The sequence below is a fragment of the Ferrimonas aestuarii genome (assembly GCF_005116665.1).
Classification (GTDB): domain Bacteria; phylum Pseudomonadota; class Gammaproteobacteria; order Enterobacterales; family Shewanellaceae; genus Ferrimonas; species Ferrimonas aestuarii.
The window spans coordinates 24,229-46,792 of the sequence record NZ_SWCJ01000001.1; the positions used below are offsets into that span (position 1 = coordinate 24,229).

General features: G+C 50.0%; 23 protein-coding genes. 22 read left to right on the plus strand and 1 reads right to left on the minus strand.

Features of this window, described 5'->3' with window-relative positions; genetic code table 11:
- Positions 1-38 precede the first annotated feature (38 nt).
- A complete protein-coding gene (gene flgA / locus FCL42_RS00145) occupies positions 39-716 on the minus strand; it encodes a flagellar basal body P-ring formation chaperone FlgA (protein WP_136861359.1) in 678 nt (225 codons plus the stop codon).
- Positions 717-875: 159 nt separating this feature from the next.
- Between flgA and FCL42_RS00150 the strand changes: the two genes are divergently transcribed.
- The 22 genes from FCL42_RS00150 to fliE all read left to right on the plus strand — a co-directional run bounded on the left by FCL42_RS00150 (position 876) and on the right by fliE (position 22,522).
- Positions 876-1,802: a chemotaxis protein CheV gene (locus FCL42_RS00150; RefSeq protein WP_136861360.1), complete on the plus strand. Its 927-nt coding sequence runs from the start codon at positions 876-878 to the stop codon at positions 1,800-1,802.
- A complete protein-coding gene (locus FCL42_RS00155; RefSeq protein WP_136861361.1) occupies positions 1,802-2,629 on the plus strand; it encodes a CheR family methyltransferase in 828 nt (275 codons plus the stop codon). The genes FCL42_RS00150 and FCL42_RS00155 overlap by 1 nt, the downstream gene beginning before the upstream one ends.
- A 79-nt stretch (positions 2,630-2,708) precedes the next feature.
- Positions 2,709-3,110: a flagellar basal body rod protein FlgB gene (gene flgB / locus FCL42_RS00160; RefSeq protein ID WP_136861362.1), complete on the plus strand. Its 402-nt coding sequence runs from the start codon at positions 2,709-2,711 to the stop codon at positions 3,108-3,110.
- A gap of 2 nt (positions 3,111-3,112) precedes the next feature.
- Positions 3,113-3,532 (plus strand): flagellar basal body rod protein FlgC, encoded by a 420-nt coding sequence (flgC, locus tag FCL42_RS00165; protein ID WP_136861363.1) that lies wholly within the window; start codon positions 3,113-3,115, stop codon positions 3,530-3,532.
- A 4-nt stretch (positions 3,533-3,536) separates the two neighbouring features.
- On the plus strand, positions 3,537-4,223 hold the full coding sequence (locus FCL42_RS00170) for a flagellar hook assembly protein FlgD (protein WP_136861364.1): 687 nt from the start codon (positions 3,537-3,539) through the stop codon (positions 4,221-4,223).
- Between the two features lie 14 nt (positions 4,224-4,237).
- A complete protein-coding gene (gene flgE / locus FCL42_RS00175; protein WP_136861365.1) occupies positions 4,238-5,623 on the plus strand; it encodes a flagellar hook protein FlgE in 1,386 nt (461 codons plus the stop codon).
- A gap of 170 nt (positions 5,624-5,793) precedes the next feature.
- Positions 5,794-6,534, plus strand: coding sequence for a flagellar basal body rod protein FlgF (locus tag FCL42_RS00180; RefSeq protein ID WP_136861366.1), 741 nt, complete (start codon positions 5,794-5,796; stop codon positions 6,532-6,534).
- Between the two features lie 23 nt (positions 6,535-6,557).
- A complete protein-coding gene (gene flgG / locus FCL42_RS00185) occupies positions 6,558-7,346 on the plus strand; it encodes a flagellar basal-body rod protein FlgG (protein WP_136861367.1) in 789 nt (262 codons plus the stop codon).
- A gap of 9 nt (positions 7,347-7,355) precedes the next feature.
- Positions 7,356-8,027, plus strand: coding sequence for a flagellar basal body L-ring protein FlgH (flgH, locus tag FCL42_RS00190; RefSeq protein WP_136861368.1), 672 nt, complete (start codon positions 7,356-7,358; stop codon positions 8,025-8,027).
- A 9-nt stretch (positions 8,028-8,036) separates the two neighbouring features.
- The gene (locus FCL42_RS00195) at positions 8,037-9,125 is read left to right on the plus strand and encodes a flagellar basal body P-ring protein FlgI (RefSeq protein WP_136861369.1); all 1,089 of its coding nucleotides are present in this window, start codon (positions 8,037-8,039) and stop codon (positions 9,123-9,125) included.
- 9 nt (positions 9,126-9,134) lie between these two features.
- A complete protein-coding gene (gene flgJ, locus FCL42_RS00200; RefSeq protein ID WP_229359739.1) occupies positions 9,135-10,112 on the plus strand; it encodes a flagellar assembly peptidoglycan hydrolase FlgJ in 978 nt (325 codons plus the stop codon).
- The gene (gene flgK, locus FCL42_RS00205) at positions 10,112-12,037 is read left to right on the plus strand and encodes a flagellar hook-associated protein FlgK (RefSeq protein ID WP_136861370.1); all 1,926 of its coding nucleotides are present in this window, start codon (positions 10,112-10,114) and stop codon (positions 12,035-12,037) included. The genes flgJ and flgK overlap by 1 nt, the downstream gene beginning before the upstream one ends.
- A gap of 12 nt (positions 12,038-12,049) precedes the next feature.
- Entirely contained in the window at positions 12,050-13,258 is a 1,209-nt protein-coding gene (gene flgL / locus FCL42_RS00210) for a flagellar hook-associated protein FlgL (protein ID WP_136861371.1), read from the plus strand.
- Positions 13,259-13,590: 332 nt separating this feature from the next.
- Complete coding sequence (locus FCL42_RS00215) at positions 13,591-15,051, plus strand: flagellin (RefSeq protein ID WP_136861372.1); 1,461 nt, start codon at positions 13,591-13,593, stop codon at positions 15,049-15,051.
- A gap of 458 nt (positions 15,052-15,509) precedes the next feature.
- A complete protein-coding gene (locus FCL42_RS00220) occupies positions 15,510-15,890 on the plus strand; it encodes a flagellar protein FlaG (RefSeq protein ID WP_169308229.1) in 381 nt (126 codons plus the stop codon).
- Between the two features lie 23 nt (positions 15,891-15,913).
- Positions 15,914-17,269 (plus strand): flagellar filament capping protein FliD, encoded by a 1,356-nt coding sequence (gene fliD, locus FCL42_RS00225; RefSeq protein ID WP_136861374.1) that lies wholly within the window; start codon positions 15,914-15,916, stop codon positions 17,267-17,269.
- Positions 17,266-17,586, plus strand: coding sequence for a hypothetical protein (locus FCL42_RS00230; RefSeq protein ID WP_136861375.1), 321 nt, complete (start codon positions 17,266-17,268; stop codon positions 17,584-17,586). The genes fliD and FCL42_RS00230 overlap by 4 nt, the downstream gene beginning before the upstream one ends.
- A gap of 1 nt (position 17,587) precedes the next feature.
- Positions 17,588-17,989, plus strand: coding sequence for a flagellar export chaperone FliS (gene fliS, locus FCL42_RS00235; protein ID WP_136861376.1), 402 nt, complete (start codon positions 17,588-17,590; stop codon positions 17,987-17,989).
- A gap of 206 nt (positions 17,990-18,195) precedes the next feature.
- Positions 18,196-19,629: a sigma-54 dependent transcriptional regulator gene (locus tag FCL42_RS00240; RefSeq protein WP_136861377.1), complete on the plus strand. Its 1,434-nt coding sequence runs from the start codon at positions 18,196-18,198 to the stop codon at positions 19,627-19,629.
- Positions 19,630-19,811: 182 nt separating this feature from the next.
- On the plus strand, positions 19,812-20,843 hold the full coding sequence (locus FCL42_RS00245; protein ID WP_136861378.1) for a sensor histidine kinase: 1,032 nt from the start codon (positions 19,812-19,814) through the stop codon (positions 20,841-20,843).
- Positions 20,840-22,177: a sigma-54-dependent transcriptional regulator gene (locus tag FCL42_RS00250; protein ID WP_136861379.1), complete on the plus strand. Its 1,338-nt coding sequence runs from the start codon at positions 20,840-20,842 to the stop codon at positions 22,175-22,177. Before FCL42_RS00245 ends, FCL42_RS00250 begins: the two co-directional genes overlap by 4 nt.
- Positions 22,178-22,204: 27 nt before the next feature.
- Positions 22,205-22,522 carry a flagellar hook-basal body complex protein FliE gene (gene fliE, locus FCL42_RS00255; RefSeq protein WP_136861380.1) on the plus strand — a complete coding sequence of 106 codons (318 nt, stop codon included), beginning with the start codon at positions 22,205-22,207 and terminating at the stop codon, positions 22,520-22,522.
- Positions 22,523-22,564 lie beyond the last annotated feature (42 nt).

Genomic DNA, 22,564 nt, shown 5'->3' on the forward strand with positions numbered 1-22,564 from the left:
GCTTTATCGACCGCTTGGGAAAAAGCTTTAGTGTTATTTTACATGACCACCTTAACTTGGCCAATTGCAGAGACAACCGCATCGACCATGCGTCTTGAGTTGGTGTTCTGTACTCGAATTGATTCGCCCAGGGCACCGCCGGTGAGGGCTGTGCCCGACGTTCGTATGGCGAGGTTTTTACTGACTGCCTGAATGACAACCGGGTCACCACGGCAAACAATGCAAATATTATTCTGATTGATCACCTGTCCTGCGGCGAGGCGGCGCTTTAAGCGAGCGCCTGCCAGACTGTCGATATCTGAAAAATGGCCGCCTCTGAGGCTACTTGAAGAGACATAACGTACTTCGAGCATGCTGCTGTCCAATACGGCGTTTGCTGCCAGCGTTGTAGTGGCGATCACCACCGGATATTGGATGTCTATCTGAATCGGCACATACACCAGCCAAGGAGAGCTACCTTCGCAGCTGACCTTTACCGTAGTGTATCGAGTGCCTGGTTTCATGCTTTGAGAGGATGCTTGGATAGGTTGATCGCAGTCGCCAAAATGCCGCCTCGAATCGAGAGCGTTGGTTTGCAGCGTGACCTTGGCATGGGGATCCGCATTTAAGTTTTCTAAAGTGTAGGATTCAGCAACTTCTCGAATCAGCTCGAGAGAGGTCTCACACTTTGCCGAAAAACTTATCAAAAATAGCGTAATTAACGCCCATGGTTTCATGTAATTTAGTCCGATTTAAATATACCCTATACTTGAACACTGTTAGGGAAATTGATAAAACGCAGCTTCATATCAATTATCGCATTGTGCCAATATCTCGTCAGTTGGGTTTACAGCAATATCTGTGCCTTAATTTTAGTTTTCATAAGGACATTTCCGATGGCAAGCATTTTAGACTCAGTAAACCAGCGTACGCAGTTGGTTGGACAAAATCGGTTGGAGCTATTGCTTTTCCGTCTTAATGGCAGCCAAATATTTGGAATCAATGTCTTTAAGGTTCGCGAAGTTCTCCAGTGCCCAAAGCTGACACAGCTTCCTCGCCTAAATCCTCTGATTAAGGGGGTGGCTCATATCCGAGGTCAGACCATCTCGGTGATTGATCTGTCGGCGGCGGTTGGTGGTCGCCCAACGGAATCCATTGATAACAGTTTTATTATCATCTCGGAATACAACCGCTCGGTTCAAGGTTTCTTGGTACGCGGTGTAGAACGAATTGTTAACTTGAACTGGGACAGTGTACTGCCACCACCTCAGGGCAGCGGCAAGAGTAACTACCTGACCGCTGTGACAGAGATCGATGGCAAACTCATTGAAATTCTTGATGTAGAAAAAGTACTGGATGAGATTGCTCCGGCTCGTACCGACATCAGCGATGAGATTGTTTCTGGGCTGACCCCCATTACCGAGCGTAAGCGCCGCATTATGGTAGTGGACGACTCCTCCGTTGCCCGTAAACAGATCGTTCGAGCTCTGCAGCCGCTGGGTCTTGAGATCGAATTGGCAAAAGATGGACTGGAAGCTCTGCAGAAACTTGAAGCTTACGTCAAAGATAAAGATGACATTGCCGATGTGTTTGGCGGTATCATTTCAGATATTGAGATGCCGGAAATGGACGGCTACACCTTAACCGCATCGATACGAGAAAACCCTAAACTGGCCTCGTTGAAAGTGATTTTGCACACTTCTTTAAGTGGTGTATTTAACCAAGCCATGGTTAAAAAGGTGGGCGCGGACGACTTTATTGCCAAATTTAACCCTGATGAGCTGGCCGGTGCCATCGACCGTTATCTAAGCGAGGCTTATTAGTGCCAACCAAAAATCTTGAACCGGCACAATACCAAGAGTTTGCGCAGTTTTTGCAGCAGCAGTGCGGTATCGTGCTAGGCGAGAACAAACAGTACCTTGTTCGCAGCCGTTTAAGCCCTCTAATGAAGCAACACAACATAGAGAGCATGGCTGAACTGGTTAAACAGGCGATGCAGCCTCGAAACAAAGCCCTTCGTGTCGATGTGATTGAAGCAATGACCACGAACGAGACGTTTTGGTTTCGAGATAACTATCCTTATGAACTGTTAGGTTCTGAGCTTTTGCCTGAAATGGCCAAAGCGGGCAAACGAGTGCGTGTGTGGTCTTCTGCCTGTTCGTCAGGTCAAGAACCTTACTCCATGGCAATGATAGTCAATGAAACTCGCTTGAAGCGCCCAGGCATGTTGATGAATGGCGTTGAGATTGTCGCGACCGATCTATCGACTCAGATTCTTGATCAAGCCAAAGCCGCGGAGTATGACGAGTTGGCGCTGACTCGAGGCCTTTCTCCTGAGCGACGTAAACAGTTTTTCGAGCCATCTCCAAAGGGGATGCGAGTTAAACAAGACGTACGTAATATGGTGAGTTTTCGCCAATTGAACCTTCTCGACAGCTACGCATTATTGGGCAAGTTTGACATCATCTTCTGTCGTAACGTGCTGATCTATTTCTCCGCTGCCGACAAAGGCAAGATCCTGCGGCAATTTGCTGCCGCTTTAAACCCTGGGGGCTATCTGGTGCTGGGGGCATCGGAATCTCTTGCAGGGTTAAGCGATGCATTCGAAATGGTGCGATATCCCTCTGGAATCGTGCATAGAAAGCGATAAGTCAGTTTTTTAAGATTCAAAAGGCGTGCGTTGGCACGCCTTTTGCTTTTCTAGTGGTAGTTATTTTTTGGAGGCAAGCATGGCCATCTCTTTTGATAAAGCGTTAGGCATTCATCAGTACAGCGTGGGCGTTCGTTCCGAGCGTGCTGAAGTGCTTGCCAACAACATTGCGAATGTGGATACGCCGAACTTTAAAGCTCAGGATCTGGACTTCGACCAAGCGTTGGAGCAGGCGCAACGAGGGCAATCTTCAGGCATGAAGATGGCGGCAACCGATGACCGCCACTTTGATCTCGGCATTGAACCGGTTGCCGGTTTGGCCTACCGAGTTCCGATGCAACCGGACACCGGTGATGGCAATACCGTTGATCTGGATATGGAACGTAATCAGTTCATGCAGAACAACTTAGAGCAGCAGATGTCTCTGGAGTTTCTTGGCAGCAAATTCACTGGCATGCGTAAAGCGATTCGAGGCGATTAATTATGAGTCTATTTAATATCTTTGATGTGTCCGGCTCAGGTATGTCAGCGCAGAATGTACGCCTGAATACCACCGCCAGTAACATCGCTAACGCCAATTCGGTGAGCAGCAGTGCCGGAGAAACCTATCGTGCTCGCCAACCGGTGTTTGAGGCTCAGTTGAATGAGTTTAGTGCTCAGCAGCAGGCGGCATCTGGTGTAACCGTTAAGGGCATCGTTGAAAGCGATAAACCTCTAATTCGTGAATTCAGTCCTAATCACCCGATGGCGGACGAAGACGGCTACATCTACAAACCTAATGTCAATGTAGTGGAGGAGATGGCCAACATGATCTCCGCGTCTCGCAGCTATCAAGCCAACGTGGAAGTGGCCGATGCGGCAAAGAACTTGGCTAAGCAAACCCTAAGACTTGGTAAGGGGTAAGTGAATGAGTAGCACGATCGATAACAGCTTTGTTAATTCGCTGAAATGGCAGGAGGAGAAAAACCTTCCTGAAGCGAATAACAATCAGGCGTTAACTCAAGAAGACTTCTTCTCGCTGCTGTCGCAGCAGTTGTCGATGCAAGATCCGTTTAAGCCGGTGGATAACGACCAGATGATCTCTCAGATGTCGTCGTTTGCCACCGTGGATGGCATCAACACGCTTAACGAAGAGATTCAGAACATGAACACCATGATGAATTCGAGCCAAGCGCTTGAAGCCAGCAGCTTGGTGGGTCAAAAGGTTCTTATCCCTTCCGCGACCGGTAGCAGTGATGGTGTCAACCCAATGACCGGTGTGATCTCGGCACCGACCGGCGTCGACGACATGACCATTAAGGTTAAGGATGAAGCAGGTCAAATTGTATCGACCTTGAAGGTACCAGCTGGCAATGGCGGTAACGTCGATTTCAGCTGGGATGGTACCGATGGCAATGGCAAGACCTTGCCAGCAGGCAACTACTCCTTTACCGCTGAAGCGTTAGTGGATGGAAAAACAGAATCCTTACCAGTCTTTACTTATGCTCATGTGTCCAGTGTGACTTTGGGCGGAGCCAATTTTGATACAGTCCTGAATCTGCGCGGTGTTGGTGGAGTTAAACTCGCCGATGTCTTGGCAGTCGCAGAAGGGTAAACGAGGAAAAGCAGATGTCTTTTAATATTTCACTCAGCGGTCTAAACGCCGCCCAGAAAGATCTGGATACCACTTCGAACAACATTGCCAACGTCAACACCGTCGGTTTTAAAGAGTCTCGCGCAGAATTTGCCGATGTCTACTCTGCCTCGCTGTTCAGTAACAGCAAAACTCAGGTAGGTAGTGGTGTGTCGACCTCCATGGTGGCACAGCAGTTCCACCAAGGATCGCTGCAGTTTACCAACAACGCGTTGGATCTGGCGATCAACGGCAACGGCATGTTTATCACCACTCCAGAGTTTGGTTCTCAAGATTACAGCTACACCCGAGCGGGTGCATTCAAGCTAAACGACAGCAACTTTATGGTGGACTCTCAGGGTAACTACCTGATGGCGCTGCCGGTGAACGAAGATGGTTCGGTTAAATCGGTGAGCTTGAGCGAAACCAAACCGATTCAGATTCCTCAGACTGCGGGCCAGCCGAAGTCCACCGAAGAGGTTCGTATGTCTATGAACCTGCCGGCGGCAGAGGGCTCCCATGATCCGGCAAACTTTGACCCAACGGATCCAACCACCTATAACAATGCGACTTCTATTACCATCTACGATTCTCTTGGTGAGCCGCACATTCAGACCCAGTACTTCTTGAAACCCACTGGTGGTGCGCTTAACAACGATAACCAGTGGATCACTTACGTAACTATCGATGACAAACCTGTGGACTTTGCGGATGCGGCGGGTGTGCCTTTGGCTGCGGTAAACTGGGATCAAGATACCAATGGTGATGGTGTGGCTGATGGTACTCAGACGGCGATCACCCCCAGTGGTCACGTTGGTGCGGTGATCTCCTTTGACGATACCGGTAACTACCTAGGCTCGGATCCGGCAACCATGATCACTCAGGAGCTAGGTACCGGCGTTAATGGCGCAGGCGTATTAGGTCCGGGTGTGGATGGCACTCAGCGACTGGATCTTAAGTTTGATAACCCAACTCAGTTTGCGTCGGCGTTTGAAGTGACGGCCCTAAGCCAAGACGGTTCCACCGTGGGTCGATTGACCAACGTTGAGGTGTCTTCCGATGGCTTGGTGAATGCTACCTATTCAAACGGCACCCAAGAAGCTCTGGGGAAAGTGGCTTTAGCTCGCTTTGCCAACGAACAGGGTTTGAGTCAGCAGGGCAACACCTCTTGGAAGTCGACACAGGATTCCGGTGTGGCGCTGGTGGGTGAACCGAACACGGGAACGTTCGGGAATATCAACTCTGCCGCGCTTGAGCAGTCGAACACCGATTTGACAACGGAATTGGTGGATCTCATCAGTGCTCAGCGCAACTTCCAAGCCAACTCCCGGGCGCTGGATATCTCGAATCAGCTGCAACAAAACATCCTGCAGATTCGATAAGATTGCCACTTTGCCGCCCCCATCCTGTGGGCGGCAACCCCTTTCCTCTTCCCCCGTTATTAATTCCTCAAAAGCCGCCTAAACAGTTAGTTTCCCGATAAAAAATCAAATGGCACACATATTGCTTTAATGTTGGCAACGTTAGTTTATTGTCATCTTTGGAGCCATCAGTGGATAACATGCTCTACATCGCCGCATCCGGTGCCAGCCAGAACATGAACGCCCTCGGCGTGCACGCCAACAACTTGGCGAATGCTCGCACCGACGGCTTCAAGGCTGACCTGCATCAAGCGCGCAGCATGCAAGCTTTTGGTGAGGGTTTGCCGACCCGAGTGTTTGCCATGACGGAACGACCAGCCAGCAATTTTGATGGCGGTGCCATTAAAACCACCCAGCGCGATCTAGACGTTGCCATCAAAGGGGAAGGTTGGTTTGTGGTTGAAGATCTTCAAGGCAACGAGGCGCTGAGTCGTAATGGCTCCCTTAAGGTTGATGAGAGCGGATTGTTATTAAACTCCCATGGGGATCCCATGGTTGGTGAAAACGGCCCCATTTTATTGCCGCTGCCGATTGAGAAAGTGGAGATCGCCAGCAATGGTGTGATCACCGTCCGTCCAGCTGGCGCCCCAGCTAACGAGATGGAAGAGATTGGCCAGCTTAAGTTGGTTAATCCTGAGATCAATACCCTGACCAAGGGCGAAGATGGCCTGTTTCGAAATCTAGACAATAACGACTACGTGGCTGACATCAATGTAGAAGTACTCAGCGGCGCCATCGAAGGCAGCAACGTAAGTCCTGTGCATGAATTGGTGGGCATGATTGAGATGCAGCGCCAGTTTGATATGCAACTGAAAATGATGAAAACCGCGGAAGAAAACGACCGTTCAGCTGCAAAGCTGCTTCGGGTGTAACCAGAGAAAAGGGATAGCAGCAAATGCAACCAGCACTGTGGATCAGTAAAACCGGCCTAGATGCCCAACAAACTGAAATTGCGAATATTTCTAATAACCTGGCCAACGCCAGTACTGTCGGTTTCAAGAAGAGTCGAGCAGTTTTTGAAGACCTTTTGTATCAGACCATCAACCAAGCTGGTGGCATTAGCGCCCAAAACACCGAGCTGCCTAATGGCCTGACTCTAGGTGCAGGTACCAAGGTCGCGGCGACTCAACGCATCTTTTCACAGGGCAATATGCTAACCACTGAGAACAGCATGGATCTGATGATTGATGGCCCTGGCTTCTTCCAGATTCAGATGCCTGATGGCACCCAAGCCTACAGCCGTAATGGTCAGTTCACCCTGGACGAAGAGGGGCAGATGGTTACCCCTGGATCTGGCTTTGTATTGGATCCTGGCATTCAAATCCCTGAGGACGCCCAGTCTATTTCGGTGTCTGCTGAAGGTGAGGTTTCCGTACGAGTGCCGGGTCAGGCGGAAAACGTGGTGGTTGGTCAGATTGAGATCAGCAACTTCATTAATGCCAGCGGCCTTGAGCCTATTGGACAGAACCTGTTTCTTGAGACGGGTGCCAGCGGAGCGCCAATTGCCGGTGTTCCTAGCCTGGATGGTTTGGGTTCGATTCGTCAGGGCGCCTTGGAGACTTCCAATGTGAACGTCACCGAAGAGCTGGTGAATATGATTGAAGCTCAGCGCGTCTACGAGATGAACTCCAAGGTGATCTCCACCGTGGATCAGATGTTGGCTAACCTGAACCAGCAGCTGTAAGGAGTTAAGATGAGAGTTGTCATTGGTTTATTGAGTGTGCTGGTATTAGCGGGATGTACCACTCCAGGTGGCCCACTACCGGATGACCCCTATTTTGCGCCGGTATATCCGGATCTGCCACCGACCCAGGTGGTTACCACAGGCTCCATTTTCCAAGACTCTTACTCCAATGAGCTTTATTCCGATATTAAAGCTCACCGCGTTGGTGATGTGATTACGGTACAGTTGATTGAGTCGACGAAAGCCAAGAAAAGTGCCACCAATGAGATCACCAAAGATAACTCCATGGAGCTCAGCCCAATCAGTGCTGGTGGCCAGCCGGTGACCATCGACGGCCGAACCATCGACCTGAGCTATAACGAAGCCTTGGATATGTCGAAAGAAGCTGATGCGGATCAAAGCAACAGCCTTAACGGCTCTATCTCGGTAAACGTGTTGCAGGTGCTGACTAACGGTAATCTAGTGATTCGTGGTGAAAAGTGGATCACCATCAACGAAGGCGAAGAGTACATTCGATTGACCGGCCTGATTCGTCCACGAGACATCAAACCGGACAACACCATCGATTCGACTCGCGTGGCCAACGCGCGAATTCAGTACAGCGGCACAGGTACCTTTGCTGAATCACAAAAGACCGGTTGGCTAGCCGCCTTCTTCAACGGTCCACTTTGGCCATTTTAAGGGGACAGCATGAAACGTTTCACTTGGTTATTAGCTCTGATATTAGTTGTTCCCAATGCCTTGGCGATGCGCCTGAAAGACATCACCGATGTTCAAGGGGTTCGCAGTAACCAATTGGTTGGTTATGGTTTGGTTGTGGGTTTACCGGGAACCGGCGAAAAAGGCCGCTTCACCGAGCAGAGTTTTACCACCATGCTGTCTAACTTCGGCATTAATTTGCCGCCAGGTGCACGCCCTAAACTGAAGAACGTTGCTGCGGTAGCGGTTCATGCAGAGTTGCCGCCTTTTACCAAACCCGGTCAGCAGATCGACATTACCGTGTCTTCGGTAGGCAGCGCCAAAAGTCTGCGAGGCGGAACCTTGCTGCAAACCTTCCTTAAAGGTGCTGATGGCAATGTGTATGCCTTGGCGCAAGGATCTCTAGTGGTTTCCGGCTTCAGTGCGGAAGGGGCCGATGGCTCCAAGGTGATTCAAAATACTCCGACGGTAGGCCGCATCCCCAACGGTGCCATGGTTGAACGCAGCGTACCGACGCCCTTCGGCAACGGCGACTTTTTGACGTTTAACTTACACCGTCCTGATTTCTCAACCGCAAAAAGAGTGGCCGATACCATCAATGGTTTGCTTGGACCTGGCGTGGCTCGAGCTCAAGACGCCACGTCGATTCAGGTGTCAGCACCGCGAGACCGCTCTCAGCGTGTCTCTTACCTAGCGACGCTCGAGAACCTGCAGGTAGAGCCTGCGGACGAAGCGGCTAAGGTGATTGTCAACTCTCGTACTGGCACCATTGTGGTTGGTAAAGATGTGCAGCTGCTGCCAGCGGCCATCACCCATGGTGGCCTAACGGTGACCATCTCCGAAACCCTGCAAACGGCACAACCAAACCCTTTCACTCAGGCTCAGCCTGTGGTTACGCCTAATAGCACCATTGGTATTGAGCAGAGCAATAGCCGCATGTTTAAGTTCAACCCCGGAGTGACTTTGGATGAGCTGGTGCGAGCGGTCAACGAAGTGGGCGCGGCACCATCAGATTTGATGGCCATCCTCGAATCACTGTCGCAAGCCGGCGCGCTTCGCGGTGAACTGGTTATCATCTAGGGGAACGCTGTGGGGCCACTTAAGACACAAACTCAAAATTACATGGATCTTGCCTCCATTGACGATCTTCGCCGTCAGGCGAAGGAAGATCCTAATGCGAGTTTGAAGCAGGTCGCGCTGCAGTTTGAAGGGATCTTCCTGGGGATGATGCTCAAAGAGATGCGCAGTGCCAATGCCGTGTTTGAGACCGACAGCCCCTTCAATAGCCAGACCTCAAAGTTTTACCAAGATATGCAAGACAAGCAGATGGTTACAGAGCTGTCTGAAGCGGGAAGTCTAGGTCTTGCCGATTTGATTGTCGCCCAGTTGGGGGGCGATGAGCAGTTGACTCCAGCTAGCGCTTTAAGAGGGCCCATTGGCGCGGATGCACATGGCGTTCTAACGCCGGAGTCTGCGGCGAGTAAAGCGATGTCGGTAGCAAACGCCAGTGCAGAAACAAACATATCTCAAAATCATGCTGATCTGCCGAAACCGCCATTGGCCGCTGCCATTAATCCTGAGCCGGATTACCATGAGCCTCGACAGTTCATTCAGAGTTTGCTGCCCCACGCGCAAAAGGCGTCCTCTCAATTGGGGGTTAGCCCGCAAGTGCTGATTGCTCAGTCGGCTCTGGAAACGGGGTGGGGACGTAAAGTGCTCTCCAGTGAACAGGGCAGCAGCAATAACCTGTTTAACATTAAGGCTGGCAGTGAGTGGCAGGGCGAAACCCTAGCTATCGATGCTCTTGAGGTCGAGCAAGGGGTGCCGGTTAAGCGTCGCTCTGAGTTTCGCATCTATGAGGACATCGCCCAGAGTTTTAATGACTACGTGGATTTTGTGCAGAAACCCCGTTATCAAGATGCCCTAGACGCGGGCAGTGACGAAGGCTTTATTCGAGGCCTGCAGCAGGGCGGCTATGCCACGGATCCTAACTACGCCGATAAGGTGATGGGCATCATGAAAAGAATGATATCAGACAGCGAGTTGTGGTCTGGAGGAGATAGATAATGACGGATCTATTGCAGATTGGCCGCTCTGGGGTCATGAGCGCCCAGAAGCAGCTTCAGGTTACCAGTAACAACATCGCCAACGTCGGTACCGAGGGGTACACCCGGCAGGTGGTGGAGCAGAGAACTCGCGAGTCGATCTTCGTTGCCGGTCATTTTCAAGGTTCTGGATCTTATGTCTCTGACGTAACTCGGGTTTACAACAGCTATGCCATGCGCGAGCTGCACCTGAGCGCCAGTCAGCTTTCTGAAGCCAAAACGGCTTATGTTAAAGCGGATGAGCTCAACCAGGTATTTTCTGTCTCCGGTGATGCCATCCCAAGCTCAATGGATAATGCCTTTAACGCCATCAACAACTGGGCCGATATTCCCGCTGATCTCGGTGCTCGCGACAACGTGATGGTGGCTCTGGAACAGCTGGCGGGTTCATTTGACACCATTGCTGAAGGTTTGGTGAGCCAACTTCGCCAGACTAATGAACAGATTATTACCACGGTGGATCGAGTAAACGCCATCAGCAGTGAACTGGCTGAAATCAACAAAGAGTTGATGGAGGTTGGTAGTCATGATCTTCAGTTGTTGGACTACCAGAATAAGCTGATTACCGAGCTCAGTGATTACGTTCAGGTTAACGTAATTGAGCAGGAGCGAGGGGTTAAAAGTATCATGATGGGCGGGTCGGCGATGCTGGTCTCTGGCCCCAACCAGTTGGAGCTAGGAACGACTGACGGCGATCCTGTCCGTCATGAACTCAGATACACCATCGATACGGGTTCTCAGAAAGTGACCCTTGAGGGCCGCAGCGTCGGCGGTCAGTTGCAAGCGTTGGCGGATTATCGGGATAAGACCTTGCTGCCTGCCGAGCGAGAGCTTGGCAAGATGGCTTTGGGGGTTGCCGATGCCATGAATACCGCCCAGGCTAACGGTTTTGATCTTAATGGTAACGTAGGGAAACCGATCTACGCCGACATCAACTCTGCGGGGATGTCCATTGGCCGCAGTGCGGCGTCCAGTAAAAACGCCGGTGGCACAGAAGTGAGTGTGTTTATTGATGACACCAGTAAGTTGACCGGCGGCAAATACACCATGAAGTACGACGGTGCCAACTATCAGCTTACTGATGAGTATGGCCAAGCCACCACTTTGACTGTTGATCCGGCGGATCCCAATCGATTGGTATCTGATGAAGGCTTCAGCCTGATGCTGGATACCTCGAAGCCACCAGCAAGCCAAGCAGGAGATACTTGGGCCATTATGCCAACGGCGAATGCGGCCAAAGGCTTGGATATGGTCATTGAAGACCCAGCAGGCTTAGCGGCAGCGGGTTATACCCTAGTGAGCAACACGCCGGGTTCGGAAGTGTCGCTGGTATCTGTGGATCGCACTAACGTTAATTTTCCTCAGGGTGAAGTGGCGCTGAACATCACTCCAGGGGATCCGTTGGCGGCGCCGCCGACGACTAATGCTTATACCATGACCGACCCAGATGGCAACGTGCTAGACGCGGGAACTTGGACCGGTAATACCATCAATACCCTTGGGGTTGAGTTACGCTTGGATGAAGTGCCAGCCAGCAGTGATTTCACTATGAATTTGGACTTCGCCGTTGGCGAAAACGGCAATGCGGTGTCCATGGGCGCGATTCCAACGGCAAAATTGATGGACGAAGGTAACTCAACCCTCATTGACGTATTCCAAGGCATCATCACTGAGGTGGGAAGCCAAGCGGCAGCCTCAGAGGTTCAGATGGACTCCGCTCAAGCGGTGTTTTCCCAAGCTCAGGATCGTGTTGAGTCTGACTCTGGGGTTAACCTGGATGAAGAGGCGGCTAAGTTGTTGCGTCACCAGCAAGCCTATCAGGCTTCGGCGCGGGTAATGACGGTGGCGCAAGACACCTTTGATACCCTGTTTAATTCGTTGCGTTAAGGAGCGTAGAGCATGCGAGTTTCCACTTATCAGTTCTACAACATGAACACCAATAACCTGACGAATCTACAGTCGTCGACAAACAAGGTGTTGCAGCAGCTTTCCAGCGGTAAGCAGGTTAATACGGCCGCAGATGATCCGGTGGCAAACATTGCCATTGAGAACCTCAAGCAACAGTCGGCTATGTTGGGCCAGTATGAAGCTAATATCAATTTGGCCAACAACCGATTAAAGCAAGAGGAGCCTCACCTGAGCTCCTATGAAACCTTAGTAATGAGCATTCGCGACACCATGCTGGAGGCCAACGACGGTTCCCTATCTGCGGACAGTCGTAAGGTTCACGCGGATGATCTTAAATCTCAGTTTGATGCGCTAGTTGCGTTAGCAAACAGTCAGGATGAATCCGGTAACTACATCTTTTCTGGAACGGCCAGTAATACCAAGCCGTTTGTTGATGCTGGCGGAACCGTGAACTATGCCGGCAACTCAGGTCAGCGAACCGCCATGGTGAGTGATGGCATTGAAGTGATCACCAATGACCCAGGCGATGAAGTGTTTATGGGGGTGCGTATTGCCGCTGGGGATTATCAGGCGGATTACGCCAATGCTACCATGGACGGCAAGTTTTTTGTGGAGAAAGCGGAGATCGTCGACCCGACTCAGAATCCGCAAAGCGACTACCGATTCAATTTTGTGGATGATGGTGCGGGCAATGTGGCCTATGAGATTACCGATTCCACCGGTACTTTGAGAACGCCAGTTCCTGTGGCTTTCGACCCGACTCAGCCGATTGCCATTGATGGCATTGAGTTTACCTTTAGCGGTGAGCCTAAGATTGGCGATGAGTTGGTGCTGAATGAACAGAAGACCTCGGATCCCTTTACCATTATTAATCGCACCATTGAGCTGCTTGAGAATGAATCAGGTCTATCTGCCAATCAGGTCCAAGCGGAGTATGGTCAGTTGCTAGGGGATCTGACCGAGGTGTTTAACCACGCTACAGGCGTTCGCGCCGAAGTGGGTAACCGCATGAAGTCTCTCGATACCTATGAAGCTCAACATTCGGACATGAAACTGGTATCCGAGAGCGTGAAATCCAGCCTAGAAGATCTGGATTATGCATCGGCCATCTCTGAATTTGAGCGCCAGAACCTGGCCATGAATGCCTTGACGGAAACCTTCGGCAAGGTGAGTGGCGTGTCACTGTTTGACTATATCTAGCATTTTTTCTCGCGGTTTCTTCAGAAAAATGAGCCAACTCTTTTCGAGTTGGCTTTTTTGTTTCTATGTGGGCACTAATTTATCTTCTTGTTTTTATTTTTATAAATCATGGGCTTAACTTGGTTTTTTTTGTGGGGACGGCCGATAAAAGTGGTGCTGTTAGTGGGCGAAATGTGAGGTGCGTAGGGAATTTGCGCTTACCGTTAAAAAAGATCAAGAAATCGTTAAAGGTATTTCTGAACAGGTCGATACAAGGTGTAAGCAACAGGGAAGCGCCATTATCCGGCGCTCGAAACAAAGGCTAGAACGCCGGACATCAAGAGGAATCCATCATGGCCCTTAGTGTAAATACCAACGTTACTTCCATGCAGGCTCAGAGCAATCTGAACAAGGCAAACAGCGCCACTCAAACCTCCATGGAGCGTTTGGCATCTGGTCTTCGCATTAACTCCGCGAAAGACGATGCGGCAGGTCTGCAAATCTCTAACCGTATGACCAGCCAGATCAACGGCCTAGACGTAGCAATGCGTAACGCCAACGACGGTATCTCCATTGCTCAGACTGCTGAAGGTGCGATGCAAGAATCCACCAACATTCTGCAGCGTATGCGTGACCTGTCCCTGCAGTCTGCTAACGGCTCTAACTCTGCAGAAGACCGTGCGTCTATGCAGAAAGAAGTTACTGCTCTGCAAGAAGAATTGACTCGTATTGCTGACACTACCTCTTTCGGTGGCCAGCAGCTGCTGGACGGCACCTATGGCTCTCAGAGCTTCCAGGTTGGTTCCAACAGCAACGAAACCATCTCTATCTCTCTGCGTAATGTTTCTGCTACCTCTATCGGTAGTAACCAGATTGACGATGCGGGTTCCATCATGGGCGGTAACGCCGTGGATGCGGCAGTTAACGCGAACGGTTTGGCTGGTGACACCCTGACCATCGCCGGTAACGGCAACACTGCAAACATCACCTACGCAGCAAACTCTTCTGCAGCGGAATTTGCTGCAGCAGTAAATAACGGTGCTGCGGGCACTGGTGTAAGCGCCAATGCGCGTACCGAAGCTCAGTTGGTATTTGGTAAGGGTGATGCTACTGCAATCAGCTTCAGCCTAGATGTAGGCGGCGTGAACGACAGCGAATCACTGGCCATCACCAACGCAACCACTTCTGAAGATATCGTTGACCAGATCAACGCAGGTTCTGGTACCACTGGCGTAAGTGCTAGCCTGAAAGACGGTAAAATTGAGCTGCTGAGCGAGAAGGGCGACAACATTGCTATCTCTGGCCACGCAACCAACGGTACTACCGATACTCTGACTCTGGCTGGCTACGATGAAGCTGGTAACGTCACCACTGCCGATGATGCGGAAGATGGTGCGGTTGTAACTGGTACTGTAAGCTTCGATTCCTCTTCAAGCTTCACTATGTCTACTGCAACCACTGCGAACCTGGCTGAAATTACTGCAACCAGCTCTTCTACTCTGGCTAACGTAGCGTCTATCGATATCGCCACCTCTGACGGTGCTCAAAACGCTATCGACGTGATTGACGGCGCGATTGCAATGATTGATGAGCAGCGTGCTGACTTGGGTGCGACTCAAAACCGTCTGAACCACACCATCAACAACTTGGGTAACATTCAGACCAACATCAGTGATTCTCGTAGCCGTATTCAAGACGTAGACTTCGCGAAAGAAACTGCCGAGCTGTCTAAGCAGCAGGTTCTGTCTCAGTCTTCCTCTGCTATGCTGGCTCAAGCGAACCAGCTGCCATCAGCGGCTCTGTCTCTGCTGTAAGCTCTCTGAATCTTTCAGAACAAAAGCCACCCGAGAGGGTGGCTTTTTTGATCCTAACTATTAATGACAAAAAGGTGCGTTGCAATAGAGTGGAGTGGGTAGCCAGATGGTCGATTTTTCTATGGCTCACAGTCTGAAGTTAAGCCGTGTATGGGCGCGGCTGTTGGATTGATGCCGTACTCTAGTCCAAGATAGCTCAGTCCCAGTTATCTCTTGCTGCACCTCTGTACTCTAGTCCAAGATAGCTCAGTCCCAGTTATCTCTTGCTGCAGCTCTGGATAGGAAAATCAGAGCGTTCTCGGCTTTTTCTATGTGCAAACTATAAAAAATCGTTAAAGTTTTGTTCAATGGTTCCGATAACCTAACTGACAAGCTGCGACTGTAATGGAAGTCGGTCAACTCTTGTTTGGGTTTAGATATTTGTTATGACACACAACGCCATAACTGAGGAATTGGCCATGGATATCACTTTAACACCCCAAGCTGGCACAATAGCTGCATCTTCTGACGCAAAAGACGTCAATAGTTTGTCAAATCAAGCGACTCAAGCGGAGCCTGTAGCCGCGGATGCAGTCACTGCGACTCAGGAAGCTCAAAAACAAGATGACGTTGAGCTGCAGGAGCGTGTAGAGAAGGCAACACAAGGGCTGAATGAGTTTTTCAGCTCGATTCAAAAAAATATTCAGTTTTCGATTGATGAAGATACTGACCGCAGTGTGGTTAAGGTGTTGGAGGCGAGTTCAGGTGAAGTGATCCGGCAAATTCCTGCCGAGAGTGTGCTTGAGCTTGCCGCTAAGATGTCGAAAGCGAGTGGTTTACTCGTAGAAGAGATGATCTAGATTTTACAAGATAGGGTGAAATTATGGGCTTAACAGCGGTAGGTCTTGGCTCTGGCTTGGACATTAATAACATCGTAAAGGTGTTGGTTGACGCAGAAAAAGCGCCGAAAGAGGCGAGCTTTAACCTGCGTGAAGCCAATGTCCAATCTGAAATATCGGCCATTGGCTCTTTGAAAAGTGCCCTGACGACCTTCCAAGATAGCCTAGAGAAGCTGAAAGACCCCGACGAGTTTGCAAAAAAAACCGTCTCCCGTAATCAAACCGAATACCTTTCTGCCACCGCAGATAAAGATGCCGTTAATGGCAGCTACAACGTTACTGTTGAGCAACTGGCTGAAAACCAGAAGATCGGTTCTGCTGGTGTAAGTGATGTGACCGCTGGAATCGGTACCGGTAAGATGAGTCTGGATGTCAATGGGGAGTCGTTCTCCGTGGATATCGAAGCGAGTGATTCCATGCAGGACATCATGCGCAAGATCAATGACTCTGAAGACAATGTCGGTATTACGGCAACCATCGTGACAGACGATACTGGTAGCCGTTTGGTAATGAGTTCTGACAAGACCGGTACTGAAAACACCATTACCGCTACGGCGACAGGTGATCAGGCCATCCTAGACACGTTTGGAGCCACTACCGAACTTCAACCTGCGAAAGATGCCATTGTCTATATCGATGGTTTGAAAGTGACCTCTGCGGATAATACCGTGGATGGTGCAATTCAAGGGGTTAGCCTAGACCTTAGGAAGGCCGACCTGAATGAAACCACCAAAATCACCATTGAAGACAATACTTCAGATGTAAAAGAGAACATCGAGGCATTTGTTGAAGCTTACAACGAGATGATGACCACGGTTGATAGTCTTGGCGCCTACGATGCCGAAACGAAAGCTGCAGGTCCGTTGCAAGGGGACTCTTTACCACGCTCCATCCAAAGTCAGATGCGCGGTGCGTTAGGTCAGTTATTTGATACCAGTGATGGAGGTAAGTCTCTGTCGATGTTTGGCGTTTCAACGGACCGGTATGGCAAGCTACAAGTCGATAGTGACAAACTAGACGATGCATTAAAAAATCAAGCGATCGAGGTAGGTGAGCTGTTTTCTGCGGAAGACACGGGTTTAGCCTTTAAGCTCGATGGCATTGTTGAATCCTACGTTCAAAGTGGTGGCATCTTCGAGGGGCGAGATGACTCACTTCAAGGCCAGTTGGACCGCATCAAAGATGATCGTTTGCAGCTGGCTACTAGAATGACGGCTTATGAAAATCGTCTGTATAAACAGTTTAACGCCATGGATCTAGCGGTATCTCAACTTAATGCACAAAGTGCCGATCTTCAGAGTCGATTCGATTCACTACCTGGATTTACAAGTAAGAAATGAACCAAAACCAGTTGAATCAAGTGTCCCAACGAATTTCGGAATTGCTTAAAGAGATTGAGCAAGCCGATGTAGAGCACAGAGATCCGCTGTTGTCTCAATTGGATGAGCAGATCAAAGCCCGCAAGGCCTGTTTATCTGAGTTATTGACTACTGAACTGGCGAAAGACCCCAACTGGCTGCGATTGCAGCTAGACATTTCACGCGCTTTGGCCGCTCAAGCCAAAGCAGAGTTAGCAAAACAACAGCAGCAGCTTGGCGGCTACCGCAAAGGTCGCAAGCAGGTCTCTGTATATCAAAACATTGAATTAGGAAAATAAGATGCGTGGTTCCTTAAAAGCCTATAGCAAGATGTCTGTCGATAGCCAAAAGGCAGAAGCTTCTCCTCATAAGGTGGTGCAACTGCTGCTGGGCGGTAGCATCGACAAGCTGATCCAGGCCAAGTTGTGCATCGAAACTAAGCAGATCTCGAAAAAAGGTGAGTTAACTGGTCGTACCGTTGAGATTTTAACTCACCTAAAAGCGGCATTAGATTTTGAAAAAGGCGGTGAGATCGCAGACAATCTATCCGCTTTATACGAATATGCTATTCGACGCATAACCGAAGCAAACGCGGAAAACAGCGGTGAAAAATTGGACGAAGTGATTGATCTGCTTAAGACTGTAAAAGAAGGCTGGGACGCAATCCCTGCAGAGCATCATCAATTAAAAACCCCTGCGTAATCTTCTGTTAAGTGGCCTTGAATTTGAATGTTAAACTAGATTCAAATATCAAGGTCGCTTGCTAATGCGTTTCTAGCCATTAAAATAACGACTACAAACAAGTCATATAAACAGCGCAATTGCCCCGTATGGGGGTTTTTGTATTGCTGTACTGACAATAATTAAGTAACGCTTTAAGCACAGTGGGCATGCCCGGAAGATAAGTAATGCAGACAGACATAAGCATTTTGTTAGCTGATTGGAATCAGGAACGGTGCCAACAATTAAGCTTTTTACTTAACTTCCTTGGGGAATCTGTTGAAATTGTTGATATCGACAGTTTATCCAAGCGCTTGAGTGATTCAGAACGTTACAGGAGCATCATTTTTGGTGCTCAATCTAATAAGGATAACGAGCAAATTATTGATTTGCTTAGAGGTTATCCCCATCAGCCGTTCTTGAGCTTAGATGCGCCACAAGTGGAAATGGCCAACCTAGTCGGCCAACTTGTAACGCCTTTTGTCTACTCTCAGTTAACGGAGATGTTGCACTTCTGCCAAGTTTACACTCGAACTCGGCACGAGGTTGCCCCCACTAGTCCAAATCAAACCAAACTGTTCCGTAGCCTCGTTGGTCGCAGCTCTGCGATTGCCGAAGTTCGCCATCTGATGACTCAAGTCGCTGAAACTGAAGCTACGGTACTGGTACTTGGTCAGTCTGGCACCGGTAAAGAGGTGGTTGCCCGAAATATTCACTATCTGTCTCAGCGCCGAGATGGGCCTTTCATCCCAGTTAACTGTGGTGCGATCCCTGCTGAACTGCTAGAGAGTGAACTCTTTGGTCATGAAAAGGGCGCATTCACCGGCGCCATCGGCACTCGCAAGGGCCGTTTTGAGCTGGCTGAAGGTGGCACTTTATTCCTTGATGAGATCGGTGATATGCCTGCTCATATGCAGGTCAAGCTGCTAAGGGTACTTCAAGAGCGCACCTTTGAGCGGGTGGGCGGCACCAAGGCGATAAAGGCCGACGTACGCATTGTTGCGGCAACTCATCAAGACTTGGAGCAGATGATTGAGAAAAATCGGTTTAGAGAGGATCTCTACTATCGATTAAATGTTTTCCCAATTGAGATGCCAGCACTGAACGAGCGTAAAGAAGACATTCCTCTTCTATTGCAAGAGCTTATCAGCCGCATTGAGGGGGAGGGGAAAGCTTCCGTTCGTTTTACTAAACGTGCCGTTGACTCTCTGGTGGCCCATCCATGGTTAGGTAACGTTCGCGAACTGTCTAACTTGGTGGAACGCATGGTGATCTTGTACCCAAATGGGTTGGTGGACGTTAATGATCTGCCCGCGAAGTATCGTCATGTGGATGTGCCTCAGTATTTGCCGGACTATCCTGAAGAGCTTCAGGAGCGAGATGTATTGGCCGCTCTGTTCAGTGGAGAAGAGCCAATTGAATTACCTGAGTCAAAGTTCAGTTCTGAACTGCCAGAAGATGGCGTTAACCTCAAAGACATGTTGGCGGAGCTGGAGGTGGAGATGATCCGCCAAGCGCTTGAACAGACTGGTAGCGTGGTGGCTAAGGCCGCAGAGAAGTTAGGCATGCGACGCACTACTCTTGTGGAAAAGATGCGTAAATATGGCCTCAATAAGGTCTAGGAACCACTGAGTTCATCCTACCTGGCACAATACCTCAGATCATTTCTTAAAAGGACATCGATTTGATTTATTAGATCAAATCGATGTTTTGTTTTTAAAATACTCGCACTGGCATATAAGTTGCTTTATTTTCCTTCATCAGTCACTTTGAATCGATTCTTTGACGGGACCCTGACAGGTTAATGGACCAAGCCAGCGAGCACACCACCCCTTTCGAACAAGGCCATGATCAAAGCCGTTTTGACCATTTAATGCATGTATTGCCTGCGGGCGTGCTGTTATTGAATGAATTTGGCGTGGTTGAAAGAGCCAATCCGGCAGCGTGCGAAATGTTAGGCTGTGAGCTGGAAGGGGTTAAGTGGCGTCAGATTATTGACTCTGTGTTTGCCCCCAGAGCCGACGATGGCCATGAGGTTTCCCTGAAAAATGGCCGCCGCATCAGTTTGACCACACGCTCGCTGACACCGGAATCCGGTCAATTGTTGATGTTAACGGACCTAACGGAAACCCGAGCTCTGCAACAGAATGTATCTCATATGCAGCGCCTGTCTGCGTTAGGCAAAGTCGCGGCGTCGTTAGCTCATCAGATCCGCACCCCCTTGTCCGCCGCCCTGCTGTACGGTGCCAATCTCGCTAGCCCAAAATTGGATGAGAGCGGCAGAGAACGCTTCCAACAAAAGTTGATGGCTCGCTTAGGTGAACTGGAACAGCGAGTGAATGATCTGCTGCTGTTTGCTCGAAGTGGTCACAGCAGTGATTCCAAACCGGTGGCGGTCAGCGAGCTTGTGGAAGAGTTAGAGCGCAGTTGTGAAGCGCAGTTGCAGCAACGACAAGTGGCGATGGCGGTCTCGGTGGAATCGCCTCTATGGATTGACACCAATGCCCGTGGGCTCATTGGTGGCCTTCAAAATCTCATCAATAACGCCATTGAGGCCGATGCCTCGGCGATTCGGGTAAAAGTAAAACAACAAGACAGTCGCTGCCTGATTGAGGTGGTCGATAATGGCAAAGGCATGACTCCGGAACAGCAACAGCAGGCACTTACGCCTTTCTACACCACCAAAGCCAATGGTACTGGCTTAGGGTTGGCCTTGCTGCATACCATCTGCCGAGCCCATCAGGGAGAGCTGCATTTAGCCTCAATTGCCGGTAAAGGCAGCCAATTTACATTGAGCTTTCCGCTCATTAAGCAAGATCAGGAGCAACCAGCATGACACAACCGACTCTGTTAGTGGTCGAGGACGACCTAGGGTTGCGTGAAGCGTTAGTGGATACATTGATGTTGGGTGGTTACCAGTGCTTAGAGGCGGGAGATGGTCAGCAGGCGCTAATGATATTGGCCAAGCAGCAGCCCGATCTGGTGATCTCCGACATTCAGATGCCGACCATGGACGGCGTGACACTGCTTAAGTCCATCCGCGCAAAATCGATGCAGTTGCCGGTACTGTTGATGACCGCTTATGGCAGCATCGACGCTGCGGTGGAAGCGATGCGCTGCGGGGCGACCGATTATTTAACCAAACCCTTTGCTCCGGAAGTGTTGCTGCATCAGGTTCAGCGTTACCTTCAGCCGGTTGAAAGTAAAACGGATCAGCCTATTGCTGAGGATCCAGCCAGCGTTAATATGCTGCAATTGGCTGCCAGAGTTGCCCAGTCAGACGCGTCGGTGATGATCGGTGGTCCAAGTGGCTCAGGTAAAGAGGTACTGGCTCGATATCTACATCAACAGTCTGCGCGAGCTAGCAAGCCCTTTGTCGCCATCAACTGCGCTGCCATTCCAGAAAACATGCTTGAAGCCACTCTGTTTGGGTATGAAAAGGGCGCGTTTACCGGTGCGGTTTCTGCGTCTCCGGGTAAGTTTGAGCAGGCGCAAGGCGGCACCATCTTATTGGACGAGATCACCGAGATGGATCTTGGGCTGCAATCCAAATTGTTGCGAGTCCTGCAAGAGCGGGAAGTGGAGCGAATTGGCGGACGTAAAACCATCAAATTGGACGTTCGCGTACTGGCAACGTCAAACCGAGATCTCAAACAAGCGGTAGCCAGTTGTGAATTTCGTGAGGATCTCTATTACCGCTTGAATGTATTTCCTTTACACTGGTTGCCTCTGTGTGAACGCCCTGGGGACATTGTGCCGCTGGCGGAGCATCTGATTTCACGCCACCAGCCTGAAGGTCGACCGAGCCCACAATTGTCAGCAGCGGCCAAAGCTAAGCTGAACGGTTATTCGTGGCCGGGTAACGTTCGTGAGTTAGAGAACGTGGTACAGCGAGCATTAATCCTATATTCTGGCGGCGAAATTGAAGCTTCCGATCTCTTTATCGATGAGATGGAGGTGGTTAAAGTTGCGGTACCGATGCCTGCAGAGTCATTGAGTGACAGTTTGGGCAGTGAGCTTCAGCAACAAGAACATCAGATCATTGTTGATGCATTGCAGCAACACCGAGGAAGTCGCAAAGCGGTTGCTGAGCAGCTCGGTATTAGCCCGAGAACCTTGCGATATAAAATGGCAAAAATGCGCGATTTGGGTATTGAGTTACCTGCGTAAACCAGTGGAAAGCCGAGGAAGGATAAGATGGAAATTAATAATGCCTCTATGATCGCCGAGATGCAGCAACTGGCGGTTGAGTCACAACCGGGCGCACTGCAGCCGACGGTCAACACCAGTCAGGCGGATTTTGAGTCGCTATTAGGAAATGCCATAGACCATGTTAATGGCCTACAAAAGCAATCCTCGAGCTTAGCGACGCGCTTGGAGCTGGGCGATAGCAGCGTGACATTATCAGAGACAATGATCGCCAAAGAGAAAGCTGGCGTTGCCTTTGAAGCAACGGTACAGGTAAGAAACAAGCTGGTTGAAGCTTACAAAGAGATTATGAGTATGCCTGTTTAATGGGCGTAAGGTGATACGGTGGCAGAGGCAAATCAGTCAACA

What these genes read in the sequence shown, in the direction of transcription:
- flgA (WP_136861359.1), bottom strand. Translation starts at nt 716, where the DNA reads ATGAAACCATGGGCGTTAATTACGCTATTTTTGATAAGTTTTTCGGCA.
- FCL42_RS00150 (WP_136861360.1), top strand. Translation starts at nt 876, where the DNA reads ATGGCAAGCATTTTAGACTCAGTAAACCAGCGTACGCAGTTGGTTGGA.
- flgB (WP_136861362.1), top strand. Translation starts at nt 2,709, where the DNA reads ATGGCCATCTCTTTTGATAAAGCGTTAGGCATTCATCAGTACAGCGTG.
- flgC (WP_136861363.1), top strand. Translation starts at nt 3,113, where the DNA reads ATGAGTCTATTTAATATCTTTGATGTGTCCGGCTCAGGTATGTCAGCG.
- FCL42_RS00170 (WP_136861364.1), top strand. Translation starts at nt 3,537, where the DNA reads ATGAGTAGCACGATCGATAACAGCTTTGTTAATTCGCTGAAATGGCAG.
- flgE (WP_136861365.1), top strand. Translation starts at nt 4,238, where the DNA reads ATGTCTTTTAATATTTCACTCAGCGGTCTAAACGCCGCCCAGAAAGAT.
- flgG (WP_136861367.1), top strand. Translation starts at nt 6,558, where the DNA reads ATGCAACCAGCACTGTGGATCAGTAAAACCGGCCTAGATGCCCAACAA.
- flgH (WP_136861368.1), top strand. Translation starts at nt 7,356, where the DNA reads ATGAGAGTTGTCATTGGTTTATTGAGTGTGCTGGTATTAGCGGGATGT.
- FCL42_RS00195 (WP_136861369.1), top strand. Translation starts at nt 8,037, where the DNA reads ATGAAACGTTTCACTTGGTTATTAGCTCTGATATTAGTTGTTCCCAAT.
- flgK (WP_136861370.1), top strand. Translation starts at nt 10,112, where the DNA reads ATGACGGATCTATTGCAGATTGGCCGCTCTGGGGTCATGAGCGCCCAG.
- flgL (WP_136861371.1), top strand. Translation starts at nt 12,050, where the DNA reads ATGCGAGTTTCCACTTATCAGTTCTACAACATGAACACCAATAACCTG.
- FCL42_RS00215 (WP_136861372.1), top strand. Translation starts at nt 13,591, where the DNA reads ATGGCCCTTAGTGTAAATACCAACGTTACTTCCATGCAGGCTCAGAGC.
- FCL42_RS00220 (WP_169308229.1), top strand. Translation starts at nt 15,510, where the DNA reads ATGGATATCACTTTAACACCCCAAGCTGGCACAATAGCTGCATCTTCT.
- fliD (WP_136861374.1), top strand. Translation starts at nt 15,914, where the DNA reads ATGGGCTTAACAGCGGTAGGTCTTGGCTCTGGCTTGGACATTAATAAC.
- FCL42_RS00230 (WP_136861375.1), top strand. Translation starts at nt 17,266, where the DNA reads ATGAACCAAAACCAGTTGAATCAAGTGTCCCAACGAATTTCGGAATTG.
- fliS (WP_136861376.1), top strand. Translation starts at nt 17,588, where the DNA reads ATGCGTGGTTCCTTAAAAGCCTATAGCAAGATGTCTGTCGATAGCCAA.
- FCL42_RS00240 (WP_136861377.1), top strand. Translation starts at nt 18,196, where the DNA reads ATGCAGACAGACATAAGCATTTTGTTAGCTGATTGGAATCAGGAACGG.
- FCL42_RS00245 (WP_136861378.1), top strand. Translation starts at nt 19,812, where the DNA reads ATGGACCAAGCCAGCGAGCACACCACCCCTTTCGAACAAGGCCATGAT.
- FCL42_RS00250 (WP_136861379.1), top strand. Translation starts at nt 20,840, where the DNA reads ATGACACAACCGACTCTGTTAGTGGTCGAGGACGACCTAGGGTTGCGT.
- fliE (WP_136861380.1), top strand. Translation starts at nt 22,205, where the DNA reads ATGGAAATTAATAATGCCTCTATGATCGCCGAGATGCAGCAACTGGCG.